This is a genomic window from Nonomuraea glycinis (assembly GCF_035920485.1).
Taxonomy (GTDB): Bacteria; Actinomycetota; Actinomycetes; order Streptosporangiales; family Streptosporangiaceae; genus Nonomuraea; species Nonomuraea glycinis.
Genome location: NZ_CP109166.1, coordinates 7,816,274 through 7,834,266 on the forward strand (window position 1 = coordinate 7,816,274; position 17,993 = coordinate 7,834,266).

Below are 17,993 nucleotides of genomic sequence, written 5' to 3' on the forward strand. Positions count from 1 at the left end.
CATGAATGTCGGCAGTCGAGGATGGAAGGGTTCCTTGGTTCCCAGTCAGCAGGACAGCAGCGTTCACCCCCGCCGGTCGGATCACACCGCCGCGGACAGCCACGACCTGATCCAGGTCCGCGACGCCAGGGAGAACAATCTCACCGGCGTCTCCCTGGACATCCCCAAACGACGGCTCACCGTCTTCACCGGAGTCTCCGGCTCCGGCAAGTCCTCCCTGGTCTTCGACACGATCGCGGCGGAGTCCCGGCGCCTGATCAACGAGACCTACACGGCGTTCCTCCAGGGGTTCATGCCGAGCCTCAGCCGCCCGGACGTCGACGCGCTGCGCAACCTGAGCGCGGCGATCATCGTCGATCAGGAGCGGATGGGCGCCAACGCCCGCTCGACCGTGGGCACCGCCACCGACACCTACACGATGCTGCGCATCGTCTTCAGCCGGGTCGCCACCCCGTACGTCGGTCCCGCCTTCGCCTTCAGCTTCAACACCCCCCAGGGCATGTGCCCGGTGTGCGAGGGGCTCGGCAAGGTGTCCGACATCGACGTCGACGAGCTGGTCGACCGGGACCTGTCGCTGAACGAGGGCGCGCTCAAGCTCCCCGGCTACGGCGTGGACACCTGGCCGTGGCAGATCATCGTCGCCTCCGGCTTCTTCGACCCGGACGTCAAGATGCGCGACTACACGCCGGAGCAGTGGGCGGACTTCCTGGACAAGCCGCCGGTCAAGGTGAAGCTCGGGGCCAACAACTTCACCTACGAGGGCCTGGTGCCCAGGGTGCGGCGGCAGTATCTCGGCAAGGACCGGGAGTCGATGAAGGGGCAGGCGCGCGCGTTCGCCGATCGGGCGGTCAAGCTCGCGCCCTGCCCCGACTGCGCGGGCTCCCGGCTGAACGAGGCGGCCCGGTCGGCCACCATCGACGGCGTCGACATCGCCCGGTGCTCCGCCATGCAGATCAGCGACCTGGCCGAGTTCATCGGCGGGATCCGTAACGCCTCCGTCGGGCCGATCCTGGACAACCTGCGCGAGACGCTCGACTCCCTGGTGGAGATCGGCCTCGGCTATCTGAGCCTGGACCGGGAGTCCTCTACGCTGTCGGGCGGCGAGGCGCAGCGGGTGAAGATGGTCCGGCATCTCAACTCGAGCCTGACCGACGTCACGTACGTCTTCGACGAGCCCACCGCGGGGCTGCACCCGCACGACATCCAGCGGATGAACGACCTGCTGCTCCAACTGCGCGACAAGGGCAACACGGTGCTCGTGGTGGAGCACAAGCCGGAGACGATCCAGATCGCCGACCATGTCGTCGACCTCGGTCCCGGCGCCGGCTCGGCGGGCGGGCGGCTCTGCTTCGCCGGCGACCTCGACGGGCTGCGCTCCTCCGGCACCCTGACCGGCCGCTACCTCGACCACCGGGTGACCCTGCGCGAGAAGGTCCGCACGCCCACCGGTCAGCTGCCGATCCGCGGCGCAACCCTGCACAACCTGCGCGACGTGAGCGTGGACATCCCCCAGGGGGTGCTCAGCGTCATCACCGGCGTCGCCGGGTCCGGCAAGAGCTCGCTGATCCACGGCTACGTCGCCGGGCTGGAGGGCGTGATCGTCGCCGACCAGTCGCCGATCCGCGGCTCCCGGCGGAGCAACCCGGCCACCTACACCGGGGTGCTCGACCCGATCCGGACGGCGTTCGCCAAGGCCAACGGCGTCAAGCCCGGCCTGTTCAGCGCCAACTCCGAGGGCGCCTGCCCGGCCTGCAAGGGCATCGGCCTGATCTACACCGATCTGGCGATGATGGCCGACGTGGCGACGGTGTGCGAGGAGTGCGAGGGGAAGCGGTTCACCCCCGAGGTGCTGTCGTACGAGCTGCACGGCAAGAACATCAGCGAGGTCCTGGCGATGCCCGTGGCCGAGGCCCGCGAGGTCTTCACCACCGGCCAGGCCGGGGCCATCCTCGGCCGCCTCGACGCGGTAGGGCTCGGCTACATCGGGCTCGGCCAGCCGCTCACCACGCTGTCCGGCGGCGAGCGCCAGCGCCTCAAGCTGGCCATCCACATGGCCAGGAACGGCACCACCTACGTGCTGGACGAGCCGACCACCGGCCTGCACCTGGCCGACGTCGACCACCTGCTGGCGCTGCTGGACCGCCTGGTGGACGACGGCAACACCGTCATCGTCATCGAGCACCACCAGGCCGTGATGGCGCACGCCGACTGGATCATCGACCTCGGTCCTGGCGCGGGCCACGACGGCGGCCAGGTCGTCTTCACCGGCACCCCCGCAGATCTCGTAGGCTCCGGCAAATCACTCACGGCGCAACACCTGCGCATGTACGTTGACCACCCGTAGGAAGCTGATCCGCCCGGCCTTCGCGCGCATCGAGGGCGGACGGCGCCGAACAGTTCGGCGGGGACCTGGTCCCCACAACGGGAGGAAACCTCATGAAGATGTCGCTCATCGTGCTGCTGACCGGCGGGGCGCTGCTGGTCACCGGCACGCCCGCGCTCGCCCAGACCGCGAAGCCCACGTTGGGGCCGTACGGCTACGGCACGGTCAAGCTCGGCATGAGCGCCACCAAGGCGAAGGCGACCCGGCAGGTCGTGTTCAAGAGGAGCGCCGGGGAAGGCTCGTGCTCCGGCTGGGACCTGAAGGCGCTCCCGACCGACAAGGACAGCGTGGGCCTGTACATCTCCAAGACGGTCGGCGTGGCCGTGATCTTCGCGCAGAAGGGGGTCAAGACACCTCAGGGGATCGGCCTGGGCTCCTCGCTCAAGCAGGTCAAGAAGGCGTACCCGCAGGTGAAGAACTCGGCCAGCGGGTTCCCGTACGTCGCGGTGCCCGGCAACCCCAAGGCCTCCTACGTCTTCATCCACGCCAAGGGGAAGGTCAGGGAGATGGCCATGTCGCTCAACACGCAGGACTGCGTCAACTGACGTGAGGGCACCGGCGGCGCCAGGCTTTCGGCGCCGCCGGTGCGGGGACTTCTACGCGGGCACCAGCGCCGCCAGGGGGACATGGTGCTGGCCCGCGTGGATGTCCCGGTCGCGCAGGCTGCCCTGGGCCACCGGCCGGGGGAAGGAGATCTTCACGACGTTGAGTGAGGGGATGCGGAAGATCTGGATGGTCGCCGGGTCCAGGTCGTACAGCCGCGCGACGACCTCCTCGTTGATGAAGTCCTCGTCGGCGACGATCGCGTAGTCCTCCGGTGTGCGCATGAAGAGCTCCATGGTGACCCAGAAGGGGCCGGCGTTCTTCGAACGGACCTCCAGCGCCATCTCGCCCAGCGTGGGCCTGCGGTCGTCAGTCACGGGAGTCACCCATCTCGATGCGGAACATGTCAGTAGGTTCGTCGACGTCCACCACGTGGTTGAGCACGAACTGGTAGACGGGCCCGCGCTCGGTCTCGGCCGGTGAGGTGGCGAAGGCCAGGCTGGGCAGGTAGTCCATGTCGGGGGTCGGGAGATGCAGCATCAGCGGATTCGCGATCTTGGCGATCGCGGTGGCGGTGGCCTGGTCCGGGGCGTTGACCAGCATCATCACGCCGACCTCCCGGGGCGGCCCGGTCGCCGGGTCGATGTCCCCCAGCACGGCGTTGTAGCCGTACAGGCGGATGTCCACGGCGTACTCGGCGGGGTCGAGGTTCAGGGTCTGCCGCACGCGCCCGGTGTGGACCTCGTGCATCAGCGCGACCCACTCCTCGATGTGGGCGAGGATGTGCGGATCGCGGATGGCGGAGAAGGACATGGTCTCGTAGCCGGTGACGCGGGCGCCTTCGAGCTTGACCGTGTACTGCTCGGCGAGGTCGAAGCGGGACCCTTCGACGCGCACCCGGCGGTCGTCCAGCGCGGTGTAGATCGCGTCGGAGACCACCAGCGTGCCCGCCGGCTCGCGCATCTCGAACGGGTTGACCGTCTCGTAGAGCATGTGCGCCGCCACCGACGTCGTCGTGCAGGCGGCGGCCGGGTCCAGCGGCTCGATGGTGAAGCCGTCCTGGTCGATGGTGGCGAGGACACCGCCGGTGCGCGGATTGGTGGTGCACTGCCCGCCACACTCGATGATCTTGGATGCGTGCCAGGTGGGGCCGGCCGGCATGCCCATCATCAACGGGTACGCGGCGGCGACGGCCGTGTCGGTCGCCCGGCCGGCGAGCACCACGTCGGCCCCGGCCCGCAAGGCCGCCTCGAAGGGTTCGTGCCCCATCATGCCGACGATGTGGCTGCAGCCGTCCAGTGTGGCGGCGTCCAGGTCGCCCATCGGCGCCAGCGGATGGACCCGTCCCTCGTTGAGCCTCTCCTTCAGTGCGGCGGCCGTCTGCTCGCTGTAGATCCGCGCGACCCGCAGGTCCAGGCCCTCCTCCCGCAGGATGCCGTCGACGATGCCGGCGACCCAGTCGACGCCGGAGTCGGTGCCGCTCGTGCCGCACGACCCGACGATCAGCGGAATGCCGGCGCCGGCCGCGGCCCGCAGCAGGATCCGCAGGTCACGGGCGACGGCCGCGGCGGTCGTCTTCGCCGTCCCCGAGCCCAGATAGTAAGGTCCGGAGTCGGTGGAACCACCGTCAAGGGCGATCACGTCGGCCCCGAGGGCGATCCCCCGATCGATCGTCTCCGCTGGAAACCCTGCCCCGAGCATTCCGCTGGGAGCCAGGACTCTGACCGTCGTGCGGGGATCGCGCTCCCCGGTCACAGGCGTACTCATCATGTCGTTCTCATCTCTTCAGTCGCCGCCCCGGCGGTGCGGGGCGGAAGCGGGGTGCTCACTCGGCGCTCTCCCTGGTGCCGCTCGCGCGCCGGAGCCGGTAGACCCAGACGACCAGCGCGATGGCGACGGCGGCCAGGAGGGCGATGTGCAGGAGCAGCAGGTGCCAGCCCGTGACGTCGACCGCCAGGCCGACGACCGCCGGTCCGACGAATCCCCCGCCCGCCCAGCCGACCGTGTACAGGCCGGTGTACGTGCCGAGGACGCGGCTCGACGGGGCCAGGTTCCACAGCACGACGACTGCGTTGATCATGAACCCGGCGGCGCCGACCGCGGCGAGGCACAACGCCACGATGGTGACCGTCGGGGTCTGGACGACGGCCCCGATGATCGCGCCCGTGGCGAAGACCGCTATCCCGGCGGCCATGGTCCGCAGCCGGCCGAAGCGCTCGGCGAGCAGCGCGGCGGGGAAGGCGGCGAGGATGTAGGCGATCCCGCTCGGCAGCGTCAGTCCGCCGGCCTCGCCGTCGGACAGGCCGAGGACCTGCACGCCGTACGGGGTCATCAGGGAACGGAAGGCGAACCAGGCGCCGCCGAAGACGAACACGGCGATGATCACCAGAAGCCGGCTCCGGTCGCGGTCGAACACCAGGTCGCGAAGGATCGTCCTGATCGTCACCTTGACCTTGACGTCGGGCGACTCGGTGGCCGCCGAGGCCCGGTCCTCCGCGAGGGCGGCCTGGTAGGCCCGCGAACGGCTGTCCCGTACCCGCCAGACGAGCACCGCCACCGCCACCAGCATGATCGCGGACGGCACGGCGAAGGCGAGCTTCGGGTAGTCGTCGACCAGCAGCAGGCTGACCAGCGCGGCCACGATGGTGGTCAGCGCTGAGGCGATCTTCACCACGGCGTTCGCCCGGCTCCGGCCCGCGGGCTCGATGAAGTCGGGCATGAGCGATTCGCTGATGGGCTTGAAGCTGTTCATCACCAGCGCGTAGAGGAGGATGACCACGATCAGCCAGCCCAGCGACGACATGTGCGGGATGAGCAGGAACAGTGCGGCGCCCACGGGCATCATGACCGCGAGGTACGGGATCCGGCGCCCCCAGGAGGTCCGGGTGTTGTCCGACCGGTTGCCCATGTAGGGCTGGATGAAGATGCCCAGCAGGTTGTCCATGCCCATGATCAGGCCGATCACGGCCGCGCTGGCGACGTGGTCCCGTAGGAGCTCGGGCACCCGGTTGTCGTAGAAGTTCCAGGTCGACTCCTGGGCGAACACCGCCAAGGCCACGTAGAACGTGATCCTCCTGGTGTCGGCCGTACGGCTTTCGGCTCGCAACGCGCTGGCCATGACGTCCTCCTCGAATGTGGCAGCAGTCACACTAGTTGCCATAGCAAAAATGTCAACGGATAGCATCGAGCTAATGCCATGGCTACTGTTATCGTGGGCGTATGACGGTCGACTCGACGGACCAAACCCCCGCACGCGGCGAGACCCGAGCCGATCGCGCCTACCAAAGCCTCCGGCAGGCGATCGGGACCGGCACGCTGCGCCCCGGCCAGAAGGTGACCGAGCGCGGCCTGGCCGAGCAGCTCATGGTCAGCCCGACCCCGGTGCGCGAGGCGCTGCTCCGGCTCGAACACGACGGGCTCATCGAGCGCACCGGCCCCCGGACGGTCGTCGTGGCCGACATCGCCGAGCACGCCATCGACGATCTCGCCGAGGTCGAGATAGGGCTGCGGGGCCTGGTGGCCCGGTTCGCGGCCCGGAACGCGACCCCCGAGCAGGTGGACGCTCTCGACGCGATCCTCGACGCCGCCGACGATCTGCTGATCGTCATCGTCTCCCGGCACCGGAAGGGCGAGAACGTCGACCGGCACGTCGCCGCACTGCTCGACCGGATGCAGGAGTTCAACGAGGCGGTGAACGCGTGCGCGGCCAACCCGATGCTGATCCGGCTCCTCGAACAGTCCCAGGTCTTCTCCCAGCCCGAGCGCCGGGCGCTGCGCCTGGAGAAGATCGCCGAGGACGACCACTTCGGGCTGGACCGCTACGCCAGTCACCGCGCCCTGGTGCGCGCCCTCCGGCAGGGCGACTCGGCGACCGCGGAGCGGCTGGTCATCGAGGACGCCCAGGGCGGACTGGCGGCGCTGAGGGCACGACCTCGCCGGAGTGACCGATGACAGCGCGATGCCGCTCGACCACCTCGGGCTCACCGACACCGACGCGCACCTGCTGGGCACGTCATGATCGCCTTATCGTCAACACGCGCTTGAGCAAGGGAGTACCGCCATGGACGCGGACGTCATCATCGTAGGTGCGGGCCTGGCCGGGCTGGTCGCGGCGCAGCAGCTGACCGCCCAGGGCCGGAAGGTGGCGCTGGTCGAACAGGAGAACGCCGCCAACCTGGGCGGGCAGGCGTTCTGGTCGTTCGGCGGGCTGTTCCTCGTGAACACGCCCGAGCAGCGCCGCCTGCGCGTGAAGGACTCCTTCGACCTGGCCTGGAGCGACTGGCAGGCGAGCGCGCGGTTCGACCGGCTGGAGGACGAGGACAGCTGGGCGGTGCGCTGGGCCCGCGCGTACGTCGAGTTCGCCGCGGGTGAGAAGCGGTCCTGGATGGACGCCCAGGGCATCAAGCTGACGCCGGTGGTCGGCTGGGCGGAGCGCGGTCGCCTGCGCGCCGGCGAGCACGGCAACTCCGTGCCCCGGTTCCATGTGGCCTGGGGCACCGGAACGGGCGTGGTGCGCCCGTTCGTCCGCAGCGCACTGCAGGCGGCCGACGCGGGACTGCTGACGTTCTACCACCGCCACCAGGTCGATGAGCTCGTCGTCCAGGACGGCGCCGTCACCGGGGTGCGGGGGAGTGTCCTGGCGGACGACTCCTCGCCGCGGGGGGTGTCCTCCAGCCGGGAGGTGACGGGCTCCTTCGAGCTGACGGCGCAGGCGGTCATCGTCACCAGCGGCGGGATCGGCGGCAACCACGACCTGGTGCGCCACTACTGGCCCGAACGGCTGGGCGCCGCCCCCCACAACATGATCACGGGGGTGCCGGCCCACGTGGACGGGCGGATGCTGGCCATCAGCGCCACCGCGGGGGCCCGGCTGGTCAACCAGGACCGGATGTGGCACTACACCGAAGGCGTGCAGAACTGGGACCCCGTCTGGCCCCAGCATGCGATCCGGATCCTGCCGGGGCCGTCCTCGATGTGGTTCGACGCGCTGGGCCGCCGCCTGCCGGAGCCGTTCCTGCCCGGTTACGACACTCTCGGCACCCTCGAATACCTGCGCACCACCCCCGACATCGCCGCGTACGACCACTCATGGTTCATCCTGACCGAGAAGATCATCGAGAAGGAGTTCGCGCTGTCCGGCTCGGAGCAGAACCCGGACATCACCAGCGGGGACCGCAAGGCGGTGCTCCGGAACCGGGTCTTCGGCAAGGGGGCGCCCGCTCCGGTGGAGGCTTTCAAGCAGCGCGGCGCGGACTTCGTCGTCGCCGCCACGCTGGAGGAGCTGGTGGTGAAGATGAACGGCCTGACCGACAAGCCGCTGCTCGACGCCGACGAGCTGCGCCGCCAGATCGTGGCCCGGGACCTGCAGGTCGACAACCCGTACAGCAAGGACGCCCAGGTGCAGGGCATCCACAACTCGCGGCGCTTCCTCGGGGACCGGCTCAGCCGCACCGCCACACCGCACCGCATCCTGGACCCGCAGGCCGGTCCGTTGATCGGGGTCAAGCTGCACGTCCTGACGCGCAAGAGCCTCGGCGGCATCCAGACCGACCTCGACTCCCGCGTGCTCGGCCTCGACGGCGAGCCCATCAGCGGCCTGTACGCGGCGGGCGAGGCGGCCGGATTCGGCGGCGGCGGCGTCCACGGCTACAACGCCCTGGAGGGCTCCTTCCTCGGCGGCTGCCTGTTCTCCGGCCGTCAAGCCGGTCGCGCCGCCGCCCAGGCGGCCGGGTAGGCCGATCGTCCCCCGGGACATGCCGGGGCGTCACCGTCCCGTCTTCCGCACTATGCGCCTTTTGTTCCTTTTTTGGGGGCTATCCGGGCCGTCCGGAGGGCACGAGCCTCCAAGCACGAGCCTTCAAGCCGGGCCCGCACGCCGGGAACAGGAGGAGCCATGGTGTTTCCACGCCGAGGGAAGACGGTCGCCTGCATGGCGGTGCTCACCGTGGCCCTCACGCAGGTGACGGTCGACGCCCGGGCGGCCTCCGCCCTCGGCGACCCGCTGCCGTGCCGGTCGCCCGGTCAGGCCAAGCCCACGGTCGTCCTGGTCCACGGAGCCTGGGCCGACACCTCCAGCTGGAACGGCGAGGTGGACGCCCTGCGACAGGCGGGCTATGCCGTACGCGCCCTGGCGAATCCGCTCCGCGGCCTGACCGGCGACGCGCAGACCGTCGCCGACTTCCTCAAAACGGTCTCCGGCCCGATCGTGCTCGTCGGCCACTCCTACGGCGGCGCGGTGATCACGAACGCCGCCGCGAACCTCCCCAACGTCAAGGCCCTGGTGTACGTCGACGCGGCCGCCCCCGATGTGGGCGAGCCCAACGGCCGGCTCAGCGGGGCCGGGTCCGCGCTCAACAAGGATCCGGACACCCTCTACGACCAGGTGTCCTATGCGGGAGCGGCCGAAGGCGCGAAGGACCTCTACCTCAAGCAGGACGTCTTCGTCGGCTCGTTCGCCTCGGACCTGCCGCGCGACACCGCCCTGCGCCTGTGGGCCACCCAGCGAGCCGCCTCGACCAGCGCGTTCATGACCCCGTCGAAGGCCGCGGCCTGGAAGACGATCCCGTCCTGGTTCTTCATCAGCACCGGCGATCGCATCATCACCCCGGACTCACAGCAGGCCATGGCCGACCGCGCACGCGCGAAGGTCACCACGTTCCAGGGCGGATCGCACCTGACCCTGATCTCGCACCCGGACGCCGTGACAGCGGTCATCGGCTCCGCGATCTGCTCCGTGCGCTGACCGAACCCGGTCACCGGTCCGGGCTGACGGGTGAGGCGGTCGACGCGCGGCCAGTTCCCGATAACGGCCCAATGCCCGCAGCGGCAACTGGGCCAGCAGGCCGACCAGCCCGAGCACCATGATCAACGGAGCTGACGCGCCCAGCACGAAGGCGGTCGGGCCAGCCATTCGGTCGCCCACCACTGCGCCAGAATCGCCAGCGCCACCCCGGCCACCACCACGGGCAGGCCGACTCCGACCAGCAGCGCCGCCCCCACCACGACGGCGTAGACGAGCGTCAGCGCCACCATCGCCGCGATCATGCGGCGAACCAGACCGTGCGTCGTCCGCCGAGCCATGGGCTTCTCCATCACGCGCCAGCAGAGAGAGGGTTCCTGGCTCCAGTAGACCTCTCGTGCCCGGGGTCCTCAAGAGGTGCTTCCCCGCCTGCCACGATGGCGCGCGAACAGGGCAGATCGCGCTCCTATCCCGATGCACGGCTTGCCGGACCGTTCCCTGATGTTGCCCGCATCCATGCATCCCCGCCCGAATAACCGGTCAGATTAGGGCAATTCTTCGTTTATGGGTCGAAACTGGTGGATATCGCGCGCCATTTCCGGTGAGAATCGGTCGGCTCCCGGGCGCGCGGCAGGCGGCCGGCCGCCGGCATCAGCGCTGCGCCCGCGCTCCATCCGTGTGCGCTACACCCTCGTGGTGGGAGCTCTTTTCCTGGTGATTCTCACGGCGGTCGGTTCTCTCATCGTCCTCGCGATCCGCCAGAACATCGCGGCGGACATCTCCAAGAACATGCGGCTGACCATCGTCGACTGGGCCAGCGAGATCCGGCCCGGCCACATCCCGCCGCCCAAGCCGAACGCCGGCGCCAAGTACCTGCAGCTCGTCAACTCCCAGGGGCAGGTGGTCGAGTCCAACATGGCCGCGTCGGGCCTGCCCCCGCTGACCACGCTCCGTCCTCCCCACGACGACCGTCTGCAGGACGTCACGGTGTGCCCAGCGTGGAGCGAAGGCAGGTGCCTTCTGGTCACCGCGCTGCGGTTCGACACCGGCTCGACCCGCACGCTCTTCAGCAGCGAGCCGCACTACATCTACGCCGGTGCGACACAGCCTCCCGCCCTGGCCATGCGCTACCTGGAGGCCGGCATCGGGGCCGCGGTCCTGTTCGCCTCCGCGACGGCCGCATGGAGCACCTGGATGGTGGTGGGCCGGACCCTGCACCCGGTACGGGCGATCAGCGAAATGATGCGCGAGGCCACGGAGAGCGACCTGAGCCTGCGGGTCCCGACACCGCCGGGCAACGACGAGATCGCGCAGTTCGCCCGTACCGCCAACATGTACCTCGATCGGCTGGAGAAGGCGGTGAAGGGGCAGCGCCGGTTCGTCTCGCTGGCCTCTCACGAGCTGAGGTCGCCGGTCGCCGCCCAGCGCATCCAACTGGAAGAGGCGCTGCGCTATCCGGACGAGGTGGACGCGAGCATGGCCCTGAAGCGCACACTGCACAGCGCGGAACGCCTCGAGGCGATCATCGACGATCTGCTGGCCTACACCCGGGTCAAGAACGCCTACCCCGCCGTCCACCAGCCGCTCGACCTCGCCGACCTGGTGAAGGAGGAGGTGGCCGAACTGCCCTGCGGCGGCATCCCGATCCGGCTGCGGGTGGCATGCCGTCCGACCGTGCTGGGTTCGCGGGTGCAGTTGTGCCGGGTGTTGAACAATCTTCTGGCGAACGCGCGCCGGCACGCCCGGTCCCGCGTCGATGTCACCGTCGAACAGGTGGGCGGGCAGGCCGTGGTGAGCGTCCAGGACGACGGCGCGGGCATCGCCCCCGAAAATCGTGAGCGTGTCTTCGAAGCTTTCGTCCGGCTGCGGGAGGGGCAGCTCCTCGATCCGGGGGGCAGCGGGCTCGGGCTGCCCATCAGCAGGGAGACGTGCCAGGCCCACGGCGGATCCCTGGTCGTGGAGGACAGCCCGGCCGGTGCCCGGTTCGTGGTCCGCCTCCCGGTGGCCGGCCCGACCGCCGGGCACGAGGCCGCGGCCGGGGCCGGCGACTGACGGGTCGGGCTACCAGAAGCGCACCTCGGGATAGGCCGCCGACGGCCTGTCCAGCAGCGGTTGGCGCTTGCCCCTCAGGTGCAGGTCGAGGAAGGCGGCGACGTACGTACGGGTGATCTTGATGGCGCGCTCGCCGTCGAGCGGCGCCCTGGGCAGGCCGAGCTGGGGCAGGAGCACCGCGTAGTCGACGAAGCTCAGGTGCTCCGCGCCGGTCACCGTCAACCAGCGCTTCCCGTCGCCCGTCACGTGCGGCCAGAACCGGTCCCACGAGCCGTCCCTGCCGCCGGACTCCGGCTGGTGCCGCGGGTTGCCGATCATCATGAAGGGCTTGTCCAGCGGCTTGGCCGGGGTCGCGGGGTTGTAGGTGCCGTCGAGGTTGACGGCGGCCTTGATCCGCGTGGTGGCGGGCAGGAGGTGCGCGGCGCTCTGGCCGCCGACGGAGTGTCCCACCATCGCGATCCTCCGCTCGTCGATCAGCCGGTTCCAGTGCTTGCTCCGGTTCAGCCGGTCCAGGACGAACTCGGTGTCGGCGGCGCGCACCCTGGCCACCTTCGCGCCCGTCTCGGGGGTCTGACCGGCCTTTCCTGCCTCGAAGGTGACGGTTCTGCCGTCGGGGAAGGTGGTGCCCAGTGACTCGTAGGTGTGCTCGATCCCCGCGACCACGTAGCCGCGGCTGGCGAGCTCCTCGGCCAGCGAGGTCATGGTGGCGCGGGGCAGCGTCATGCCGGGCGACAGCACCACCAGCGGCGAGCCGCCCTTGCGCCGCGACGCGGGCGCGCCGGCGCGGGCGTGCGTCGGGACCTTGGCGAGCGTGTCCGCCGGTACGTCGTCGAGCCTCGGCTCGCTTCTGATGAGCAGCTCCGACTCCTGCGGCGTGAGGTACCGCACGGGTCTGCCGGTCGCCTTGCGCGCCGGGTACCAGATCGAGACCATCAGCTCCCGCGGCCGACCGGCCACCCAGGGATCGGCCCGGCCGTGGTCGACCAGGTGGAGATCGGTCTTGCCGACAGGATGAACGCCGGTCGGCGCGGGCAGGGCGGTGACCGGCAGGGCGGTAACAGGCAGGCTTGTGATGGGTGAGCCGGTGACGGGCAGGGCGGTGACGGGCAGGGCGGTGACGGGCAGGGCGGTGACGGGCAGGGCGGCGGGCGTGGTGGGCGCGGTGGTGGTGGGGGCCGGGGACAGGGGGGTCAGCGGCGCTGCGAGGGCGAGGATGCCCGCCATGACGGTCGTCTTCATGTCTCCGACCCTGCCGGGCCGGTGGCGCCGGAGCGGCCCGGCGAAAGTCACCTGGCACCCGCGACTTTCGTAGGGGGCACCCCCCTGCGTACCGCCCATAGCCTTGGACGGTGAAGCTCGGGGGACTAGGAATGATCGACCGGATCGCGCCGTGGGTGCTCGGCGCGGCGGTGTTCCTGCTGTCCATGGCCTCGACGGCCGGGTCGGTCGGCGTGCGGTCCTCGCTGCCCACACCCGTGCTCGCGACCGTGGCGGCCTGCTGCGGGGTGGCCGCGGGTCTCGCCCGGCGCCGATGGTGGCCGCTCGTCGTGACAGGCGCCGTGGCGTACGCCTGGCTGGTGATGTGGCCCGCCGCCGTGGTGGCTTCGTACTATGCGGGCACGCGGCTGCATCGTGGCCGTGACCTGTGGCTCTACGTCGGCGGCGCGGTCGCGCTGCACGCGCTCGGCGGCGTCGTCTCCGCGCACGCGCAGGGGTATCGGGCTCTGGTCGCCGGCACCCTCGGCAACGTGCTGCTCATGGGCTCGGCCATGCTCGGGCTGCCCCTGGTCGCCGGGCTGTGGGTGCGCGCCAGGCGGCAGGTCCTCGACGGGATGCGCGAGCAGGCCGGGCAGCTGCTGCGGGAGCAGGTGCTCCGCGCCGACCAGGCCCGCGACCAGGAGCGGGCGCGGATCGCGCGGGAGATGCACGACGTGGTCGCGCACCGGGTGTCGCTGATGGTCCTGCACGCGGGCGCGCTGGAGGTCAACGCCCCCGACGTCCGTACGGCCGAGGCCGCCGCGTTGATCGGCGGCGTGGGCCGGGAGGCCCTGACGAACCTGCGCGAGGTGCTGGGCGTGCTGCGCTCACCCGAGCCGGTACGCGGCCCGCAGCCGACGCTCGCCGACCTCGACCGGCTGCTCGACCAGTCCCGGGCGCTGGGCATCGTGGTCAACCGCCACGACGAGGGCGAGGCCCGGCCGCTGCCGCCCACCGCCGAACGCACCGCCTACCGGGTGGTCCAGGAGGCGCTGACGAACGTGCACAAGCACGCGGGCAACGCCGAGACCGACGTCCACCTGCGCTACCGGCCCGCCGAGCTGGAGGTCCTGGTCCGCAACCGGCCCCGCGCCGGCGCGGACGGCGACCTGCCCGGCTCCGGCTGGGGCCTGGTCGGGCTGCGCGAACGCGTCGAGCTGGTCGGCGGCAGGCTGGAGGCCGGGCCGTGGCACGGGGGCGGCTTCCAGGTGCTGGCCGGGATACCCGCCGCATGATCCGCGTCCTGGTCGTCGATGACGAGGCGCTGGTCAGGTCCGGGCTGCGGATGATCCTGGAAGCGGCGGGCGACATGGCGGTCGTCGGGGAGGCGAGCGACGGCGCCGCGGCCGTGGGCGCCGTGGCCCGGCTCAGGCCGCAGGTCGTCCTCATGGATGTGCGGATGCCCGGCGTCGACGGCCTGACCGCCGCCGCCCGCATCCTGGCCGCTCCCGACCCGCCCAAGCTGATCATGCTGACCACGTTCGACCTGGACGCGTACGTGCACCAGGCGCTCCGGCTCGGCGCGGTCGGCTTCCTGCTCAAGGACACCCCGCCGCGCGACCTGGCCGCGGCCGTGCGCACGGTGACGGCGGGTCAGGCCATGCTGTCGCCGACCGTCACCAAGCGGCTGATCAGCTCGTTCGTCGACAAGGCGCCCTCGCGGGCCGAGTCCGCCCGCAGGCGGCTCGCGGCGCTGACCGCCCGCGAGGAGGACGTGATCAGGGCGGTGGCACGCGGCCTGTCCAACGCCGAGATCGGGCGGGAGCTCAGCCTGACGGAGGCGACGGTGAAGGCGCACGTCAGCCGGGTGCTGGCCAAGCTGGGCCTGGCCAACCGGGTGCAGGCGGCCATCCTCGTCCACGACGCCGCCCTCGGATGACCGGCAGGGTCACTGTTCCTGGGCGGGATCGTGGCGGCGTCGGCGGTCAGGCTCGGTGCCGGAGTCGGTGAGGGTCCAGCTCGCGAGGAGGTCCAGGGCCCGTTTCGACGGGGATCCGGCCTCCGCGGTGTAGACGAACAGGGTCGTGTCGGGGTCCCCGGGGAGCGTGAGCGTCTCGTACTCGACCGTGAGTTCGCCGACCAGAGGGTGGCGGAGGCGTTTGGAGCCGTGGGTGCGCTGGTGCACGCGGTGCTGCTCCCACCACTGGTCGAAGGCCGGGCTGTGCGTGCGCAGGTCCGCGACGAGCGTGTTCGTGGCCTGGTCGCCGGGGTCGCGGCCGACCTCGAAGCGCAGGCTCTCGACCGCGGCCCGCGCCTGGTCCTCCCAGTCGACGAACAGTGAGCGGGCGTCGTCGCCGAGGAACATCCAGCGCGCGTAGTTGCGGTCCCGGGGGAGGAGCTGCTCGAAGTCCGTGAACAGCGCCTTGGCCATCCGGTTGGCGGCGAGGACGTCGGTACGGCGTCCCAGGATGAGGACGGGTTCGCCGTCGAGGGCGTCGAGAAGCTGGTAGAGGCCGGGGCGGACCCGCTGGACGGGGCGGGGACGCTGCCGGGCGGGCGACGCGGTCGCCCCGATGAGGTCCTTCAGGTGCGCGCGTCCCGCGTCGTCGAGCCCGAGGGCGCGGCCGAGGGCCTCCACCACGGCGGGCGACGGGGTGATGGGACGCCCCTGTTCGAGGCGGGCGTAGTAGTCGGTCGAGACTCCGGCCAGGAGCGCGACCTCCTCGCGGCGCAGGCCGGGCACCCGGCGGACGCGGCCGTCCGGGGGGAGGCCGGCGCGCGAGGGATCGCTCTGGCTGCGGGCTCGCTTCAGGAAATCGGCCAGTTCACGGTTGGTTCTAGCCACAGGGACAGTCTCGCCGATCCCGGGCGTTCCTAACGGGCCCTGTGCGTCCTAGGTTGCCCCGTCCGAGGCTGTCCAGGGCCCGATATGAGCCTCCATGAGGGGGTACGGCGAACCAAGCTGGGTGACGTACCGACCTCGGGAAACGCTCGGGGCGACCCACAGATAGGAACGATCATGGCTTCTGCGACAGAGCGACCCGCGATCTGGTTCGTGACGGGCACCTCCCGCGGCCTGGGGCTCGAACTGGTTAGGCAACTGCTGGAGCGCGGTGACAGCGTCGCCGCGACGACGCGCTCGGCCGAGCGGCTGCTCGCCGCGCTCGGCGACCGGGCCGACACCTCGCGGCTGCTCCCGCTCACCGTCGACCTGCGTGACGAGGCGCAGGTCAAGCAGGCCGTACGGGAGACCGTCGAGCGGTTCGGCGGCCTGGACCGCGTCGTCAACAACGCGGGCTACGGGTTCCTGGCCGCGGTGGAGGAGACCGGCGACCGCGACGTCCGCGACATGCTCGACGTCCAGATCATCGGCGTGTGGAACGTGCTGCGCGCCACGCTGCCCATCCTGCGCGAGCAGCGCGGCGGCCACGTCGTCAACGTGTCGTCGATCCTGGGCCTGACCGCGGTGCCCGGCTGGGCGCTGTACAGCGCCGGGAAGTTCGCGCTGGAGGGGCTGAGCGAGGCTCTCGCCGCCGAGGTGGCGGACTTCGGGATCAAGGTCACCATCGTCGAACCCGGCTATTTCCGTACCGACTTCCTGTCCCAGGACTCGCTCGCCCTGCCCGCCGACACGAGCGCGCACTACCCGGCCATCCGCGAGATGGTCGCCGACCACCTCAAGCTCCAGGGCAGCCAGCTCGGCGACCCGGTCAAGGGCGCCGAAGCGATCATCGGCCAAGTCGAGTCCGGCGACGGCCCGCTGCGTCAGCTGCTCGGCTCGGACGCCCACGCCTACGCCACCGCCAAGGTCGGGGCCCTCCAGGCGAACCTCGACGCCACCGCGAGCAGCGCGCCCGCCACCGACTTCCCCGCCGCTGGATGACCGTGGGACCGTGGTCAGGCGGCGGGCTCCAGCACGACCACCGGGATCTGCCGCTCGGTGTAGGTCGCGTAGTCCGCGTACGGCTGGTACATCGTCACCAGCCGTTCCCACAGCGCCGCTCGTTCGTCGCCTTCGGCGAGGCGCGGCCGGACCCGTCGGCGTTCGCCGCCGGGCAGTTCGACCTCGGTGGTCGCCATCGCCATCAGGTTGTGGAACCACGCCGGGTGGGCGTCCACGCCGCCCTTCGACGCGACGATGACCAGCCGGGGTGCGTCGTCGAGGTAGAGCACCGGGTTGGCCCGCGCCTGTCCGGACTTGCGGCCGACATGGTTGAGCAGCAGCACGGGCGGGCCCAGGAAGGTGCCGCCGATCCTGCCGCGGGTGCTGCGGAACAGGAACCTGTGCAGGCGCGCCATCTGACGCTGGAGTTTCCAGTAAGGGGACGTCGGGGCGGGAGGAGGCTTCGGCATGGCGTCATGCTGACAGTCCTCGGCACCTGTCGTCAACTGAAGAATGGCAGTGCGAGACACTTGGCGCTTGGTGTCGAAAAGGCGTTATAGTGGTGCCGTGGACAAGCCTGGCCTGCGCGAGCGGAAGAAGCAGCGGACCCGCGAGGCGCTGACCGACGCCGCGTACGCGTTGTTCTGCGCCCACGGCTTCGAGGCCACCACCGTCGACCAGATCGCCGAGGCGGTCGAGGTCTCGCCGCGCACCTTCTTCCGCTACTTCACCTCGAAGGAGGACGTCGCGCTCTCGCTCGCGGACGAGCAGATCACGGCGATGCTGGAGAGGTTCGCCGCGCAGCCGGCCGACATGCCGGTGCTGACCGCGATGCGGCGGGCCGCGGTCGAGGTCGTGCGGGCCTACGAAGGGGAGACCGACGCGGGTCAGGCCCGCTACCGGCGCATGCAGGACCTGATCTCGGCCAGCCCGGCGTTGACGGCCGCGTGCGTCGAGCGCGGCGCGGCCCGGCTGGACGAGGTCGCGCGACTGATCGGCGTCCGGATGGGCGCCGACCCGGCCGCTGATCCGCGGCCCTATCTGGTGGCCTCGGTCGCGCTGTGCGCGATGCCGGCAGCGGTCAACGCGTGGCGCGCCACCGGCCGGGACGAGCCGGACTCCGAGCTGATCGGACAGGCATTCGACCTGCTCTCCGCCGGCCTCGACCACCCGGCCGCCTGAGGTGCGGCTACCGT

17 protein-coding genes are annotated in these 17,993 nt (G+C 70.8%); 10 read left to right on the forward strand and 7 right to left on the reverse strand.

Features of this window, described 5'->3' with window-relative positions; all coding sequences use genetic code 11:
* Positions 1 to 34: 34 nt before the first annotated feature.
* Together OHA68_RS36805 and OHA68_RS36810 are read left to right on the forward strand one after the other, a co-directional pair.
* Positions 35 to 2,344, forward strand: coding sequence for an excinuclease ABC subunit UvrA (locus OHA68_RS36805; protein WP_327104363.1), 2,310 nt, complete (start codon positions 35 to 37; stop codon positions 2,342 to 2,344).
* 92 nt (positions 2,345 to 2,436) lie between these two features.
* On the forward strand, positions 2,437 to 2,928 hold the full coding sequence (locus OHA68_RS36810) for a hypothetical protein (protein ID WP_327104364.1): 492 nt from the start codon (positions 2,437 to 2,439) through the stop codon (positions 2,926 to 2,928).
* A gap of 51 nt (positions 2,929 to 2,979) precedes the next feature.
* Here the strand turns inward: OHA68_RS36810 and OHA68_RS36815 are convergent, their stop codons facing one another.
* The 3 genes from OHA68_RS36815 to OHA68_RS36825 are packed head-to-tail and all read right to left on the reverse strand — an operon-like array spanning position 2,980 to position 6,074.
* The gene (locus tag OHA68_RS36815) at positions 2,980 to 3,303 is read right to left on the reverse strand and encodes a DUF4387 domain-containing protein (protein ID WP_225277263.1); all 324 of its coding nucleotides are present in this window, start codon (positions 3,301 to 3,303) and stop codon (positions 2,980 to 2,982) included.
* The gene (locus OHA68_RS36820; RefSeq protein WP_327104365.1) at positions 3,296 to 4,696 is read right to left on the reverse strand and encodes an acyclic terpene utilization AtuA family protein; all 1,401 of its coding nucleotides are present in this window, start codon (positions 4,694 to 4,696) and stop codon (positions 3,296 to 3,298) included. Before OHA68_RS36820 ends, OHA68_RS36815 begins: the two co-directional genes overlap by 8 nt.
* A gap of 55 nt (positions 4,697 to 4,751) precedes the next feature.
* The gene (locus OHA68_RS36825; RefSeq protein ID WP_327104366.1) at positions 4,752 to 6,074 is read right to left on the reverse strand and encodes an MFS transporter; all 1,323 of its coding nucleotides are present in this window, start codon (positions 6,072 to 6,074) and stop codon (positions 4,752 to 4,754) included.
* 71 nt (positions 6,075 to 6,145) lie between these two features.
* On the opposite strand from OHA68_RS36825, the gene OHA68_RS36830 reads away from it, so the two are divergent.
* The 3 genes from OHA68_RS36830 to OHA68_RS36840 all read left to right on the forward strand — a co-directional run bounded on the left by OHA68_RS36830 (position 6,146) and on the right by OHA68_RS36840 (position 9,668).
* Positions 6,146 to 6,877, forward strand: coding sequence for a GntR family transcriptional regulator (locus OHA68_RS36830; RefSeq protein WP_327104367.1), 732 nt, complete (start codon positions 6,146 to 6,148; stop codon positions 6,875 to 6,877).
* A 109-nt stretch (positions 6,878 to 6,986) separates the two neighbouring features.
* A complete protein-coding gene (locus OHA68_RS36835) occupies positions 6,987 to 8,660 on the forward strand; it encodes an FAD-binding dehydrogenase (protein ID WP_327104368.1) in 1,674 nt (557 codons plus the stop codon).
* Between the two features lie 159 nt (positions 8,661 to 8,819).
* On the forward strand, positions 8,820 to 9,668 hold the full coding sequence (locus tag OHA68_RS36840) for an alpha/beta hydrolase (protein ID WP_327104369.1): 849 nt from the start codon (positions 8,820 to 8,822) through the stop codon (positions 9,666 to 9,668).
* Positions 9,669 to 9,790: 122 nt separating this feature from the next.
* Here OHA68_RS36840 and OHA68_RS36845 read toward each other — a convergent pair whose 3' ends face one another.
* Positions 9,791 to 10,006: a hypothetical protein gene (locus OHA68_RS36845; RefSeq protein WP_327104370.1), complete on the reverse strand. Its 216-nt coding sequence runs from the start codon at positions 10,004 to 10,006 to the stop codon at positions 9,791 to 9,793.
* A 355-nt stretch (positions 10,007 to 10,361) separates the two neighbouring features.
* Here OHA68_RS36845 and OHA68_RS36850 point away from each other — a divergent pair, with 355 nt between their 5' ends.
* Complete coding sequence (locus tag OHA68_RS36850) at positions 10,362 to 11,717, forward strand: sensor histidine kinase (protein ID WP_327104371.1); 1,356 nt, start codon at positions 10,362 to 10,364, stop codon at positions 11,715 to 11,717.
* 9 nt (positions 11,718 to 11,726) lie between these two features.
* Here the strand turns inward: OHA68_RS36850 and OHA68_RS36855 are convergent, their stop codons facing one another.
* Entirely contained in the window at positions 11,727 to 12,956 is a 1,230-nt protein-coding gene (locus OHA68_RS36855) for an alpha/beta hydrolase family protein (protein WP_327104372.1), read from the reverse strand.
* Positions 12,957 to 13,066: 110 nt separating this feature from the next.
* Here OHA68_RS36855 and OHA68_RS36860 point away from each other — a divergent pair, with 110 nt between their 5' ends.
* On the forward strand, positions 13,067 to 14,209 hold the full coding sequence (locus OHA68_RS36860) for a sensor histidine kinase (RefSeq protein ID WP_327104373.1): 1,143 nt from the start codon (positions 13,067 to 13,069) through the stop codon (positions 14,207 to 14,209).
* On the forward strand, positions 14,206 to 14,853 hold the full coding sequence (locus OHA68_RS36865) for a response regulator transcription factor (protein WP_327104374.1): 648 nt from the start codon (positions 14,206 to 14,208) through the stop codon (positions 14,851 to 14,853). Before OHA68_RS36860 ends, OHA68_RS36865 begins: the two co-directional genes overlap by 4 nt.
* A gap of 9 nt (positions 14,854 to 14,862) precedes the next feature.
* On the opposite strand, the gene OHA68_RS36870 is transcribed toward OHA68_RS36865, so the two are convergent.
* A complete protein-coding gene (locus OHA68_RS36870; RefSeq protein WP_327104375.1) occupies positions 14,863 to 15,759 on the reverse strand; it encodes a helix-turn-helix transcriptional regulator in 897 nt (298 codons plus the stop codon).
* A gap of 174 nt (positions 15,760 to 15,933) precedes the next feature.
* Here OHA68_RS36870 and OHA68_RS36875 point away from each other — a divergent pair, with 174 nt between their 5' ends.
* Positions 15,934 to 16,797 (forward strand): SDR family oxidoreductase, encoded by an 864-nt coding sequence (locus tag OHA68_RS36875; protein ID WP_327104376.1) that lies wholly within the window; start codon positions 15,934 to 15,936, stop codon positions 16,795 to 16,797.
* Positions 16,798 to 16,811: 14 nt separating this feature from the next.
* Here OHA68_RS36875 and OHA68_RS36880 read toward each other — a convergent pair whose 3' ends face one another.
* Positions 16,812 to 17,267 carry a nitroreductase family deazaflavin-dependent oxidoreductase gene (locus tag OHA68_RS36880; RefSeq protein WP_327104377.1) on the reverse strand — a complete coding sequence of 152 codons (456 nt, stop codon included), beginning with the start codon at positions 17,265 to 17,267 and terminating at the stop codon, positions 16,812 to 16,814.
* Positions 17,268 to 17,364: 97 nt separating this feature from the next.
* On the opposite strand from OHA68_RS36880, the gene OHA68_RS36885 reads away from it, so the two are divergent.
* Positions 17,365 to 17,979, forward strand: coding sequence for a TetR family transcriptional regulator (locus tag OHA68_RS36885; protein ID WP_327104378.1), 615 nt, complete (start codon positions 17,365 to 17,367; stop codon positions 17,977 to 17,979).
* The last annotated feature ends 14 nt before the right edge of the window (positions 17,980 to 17,993 follow it).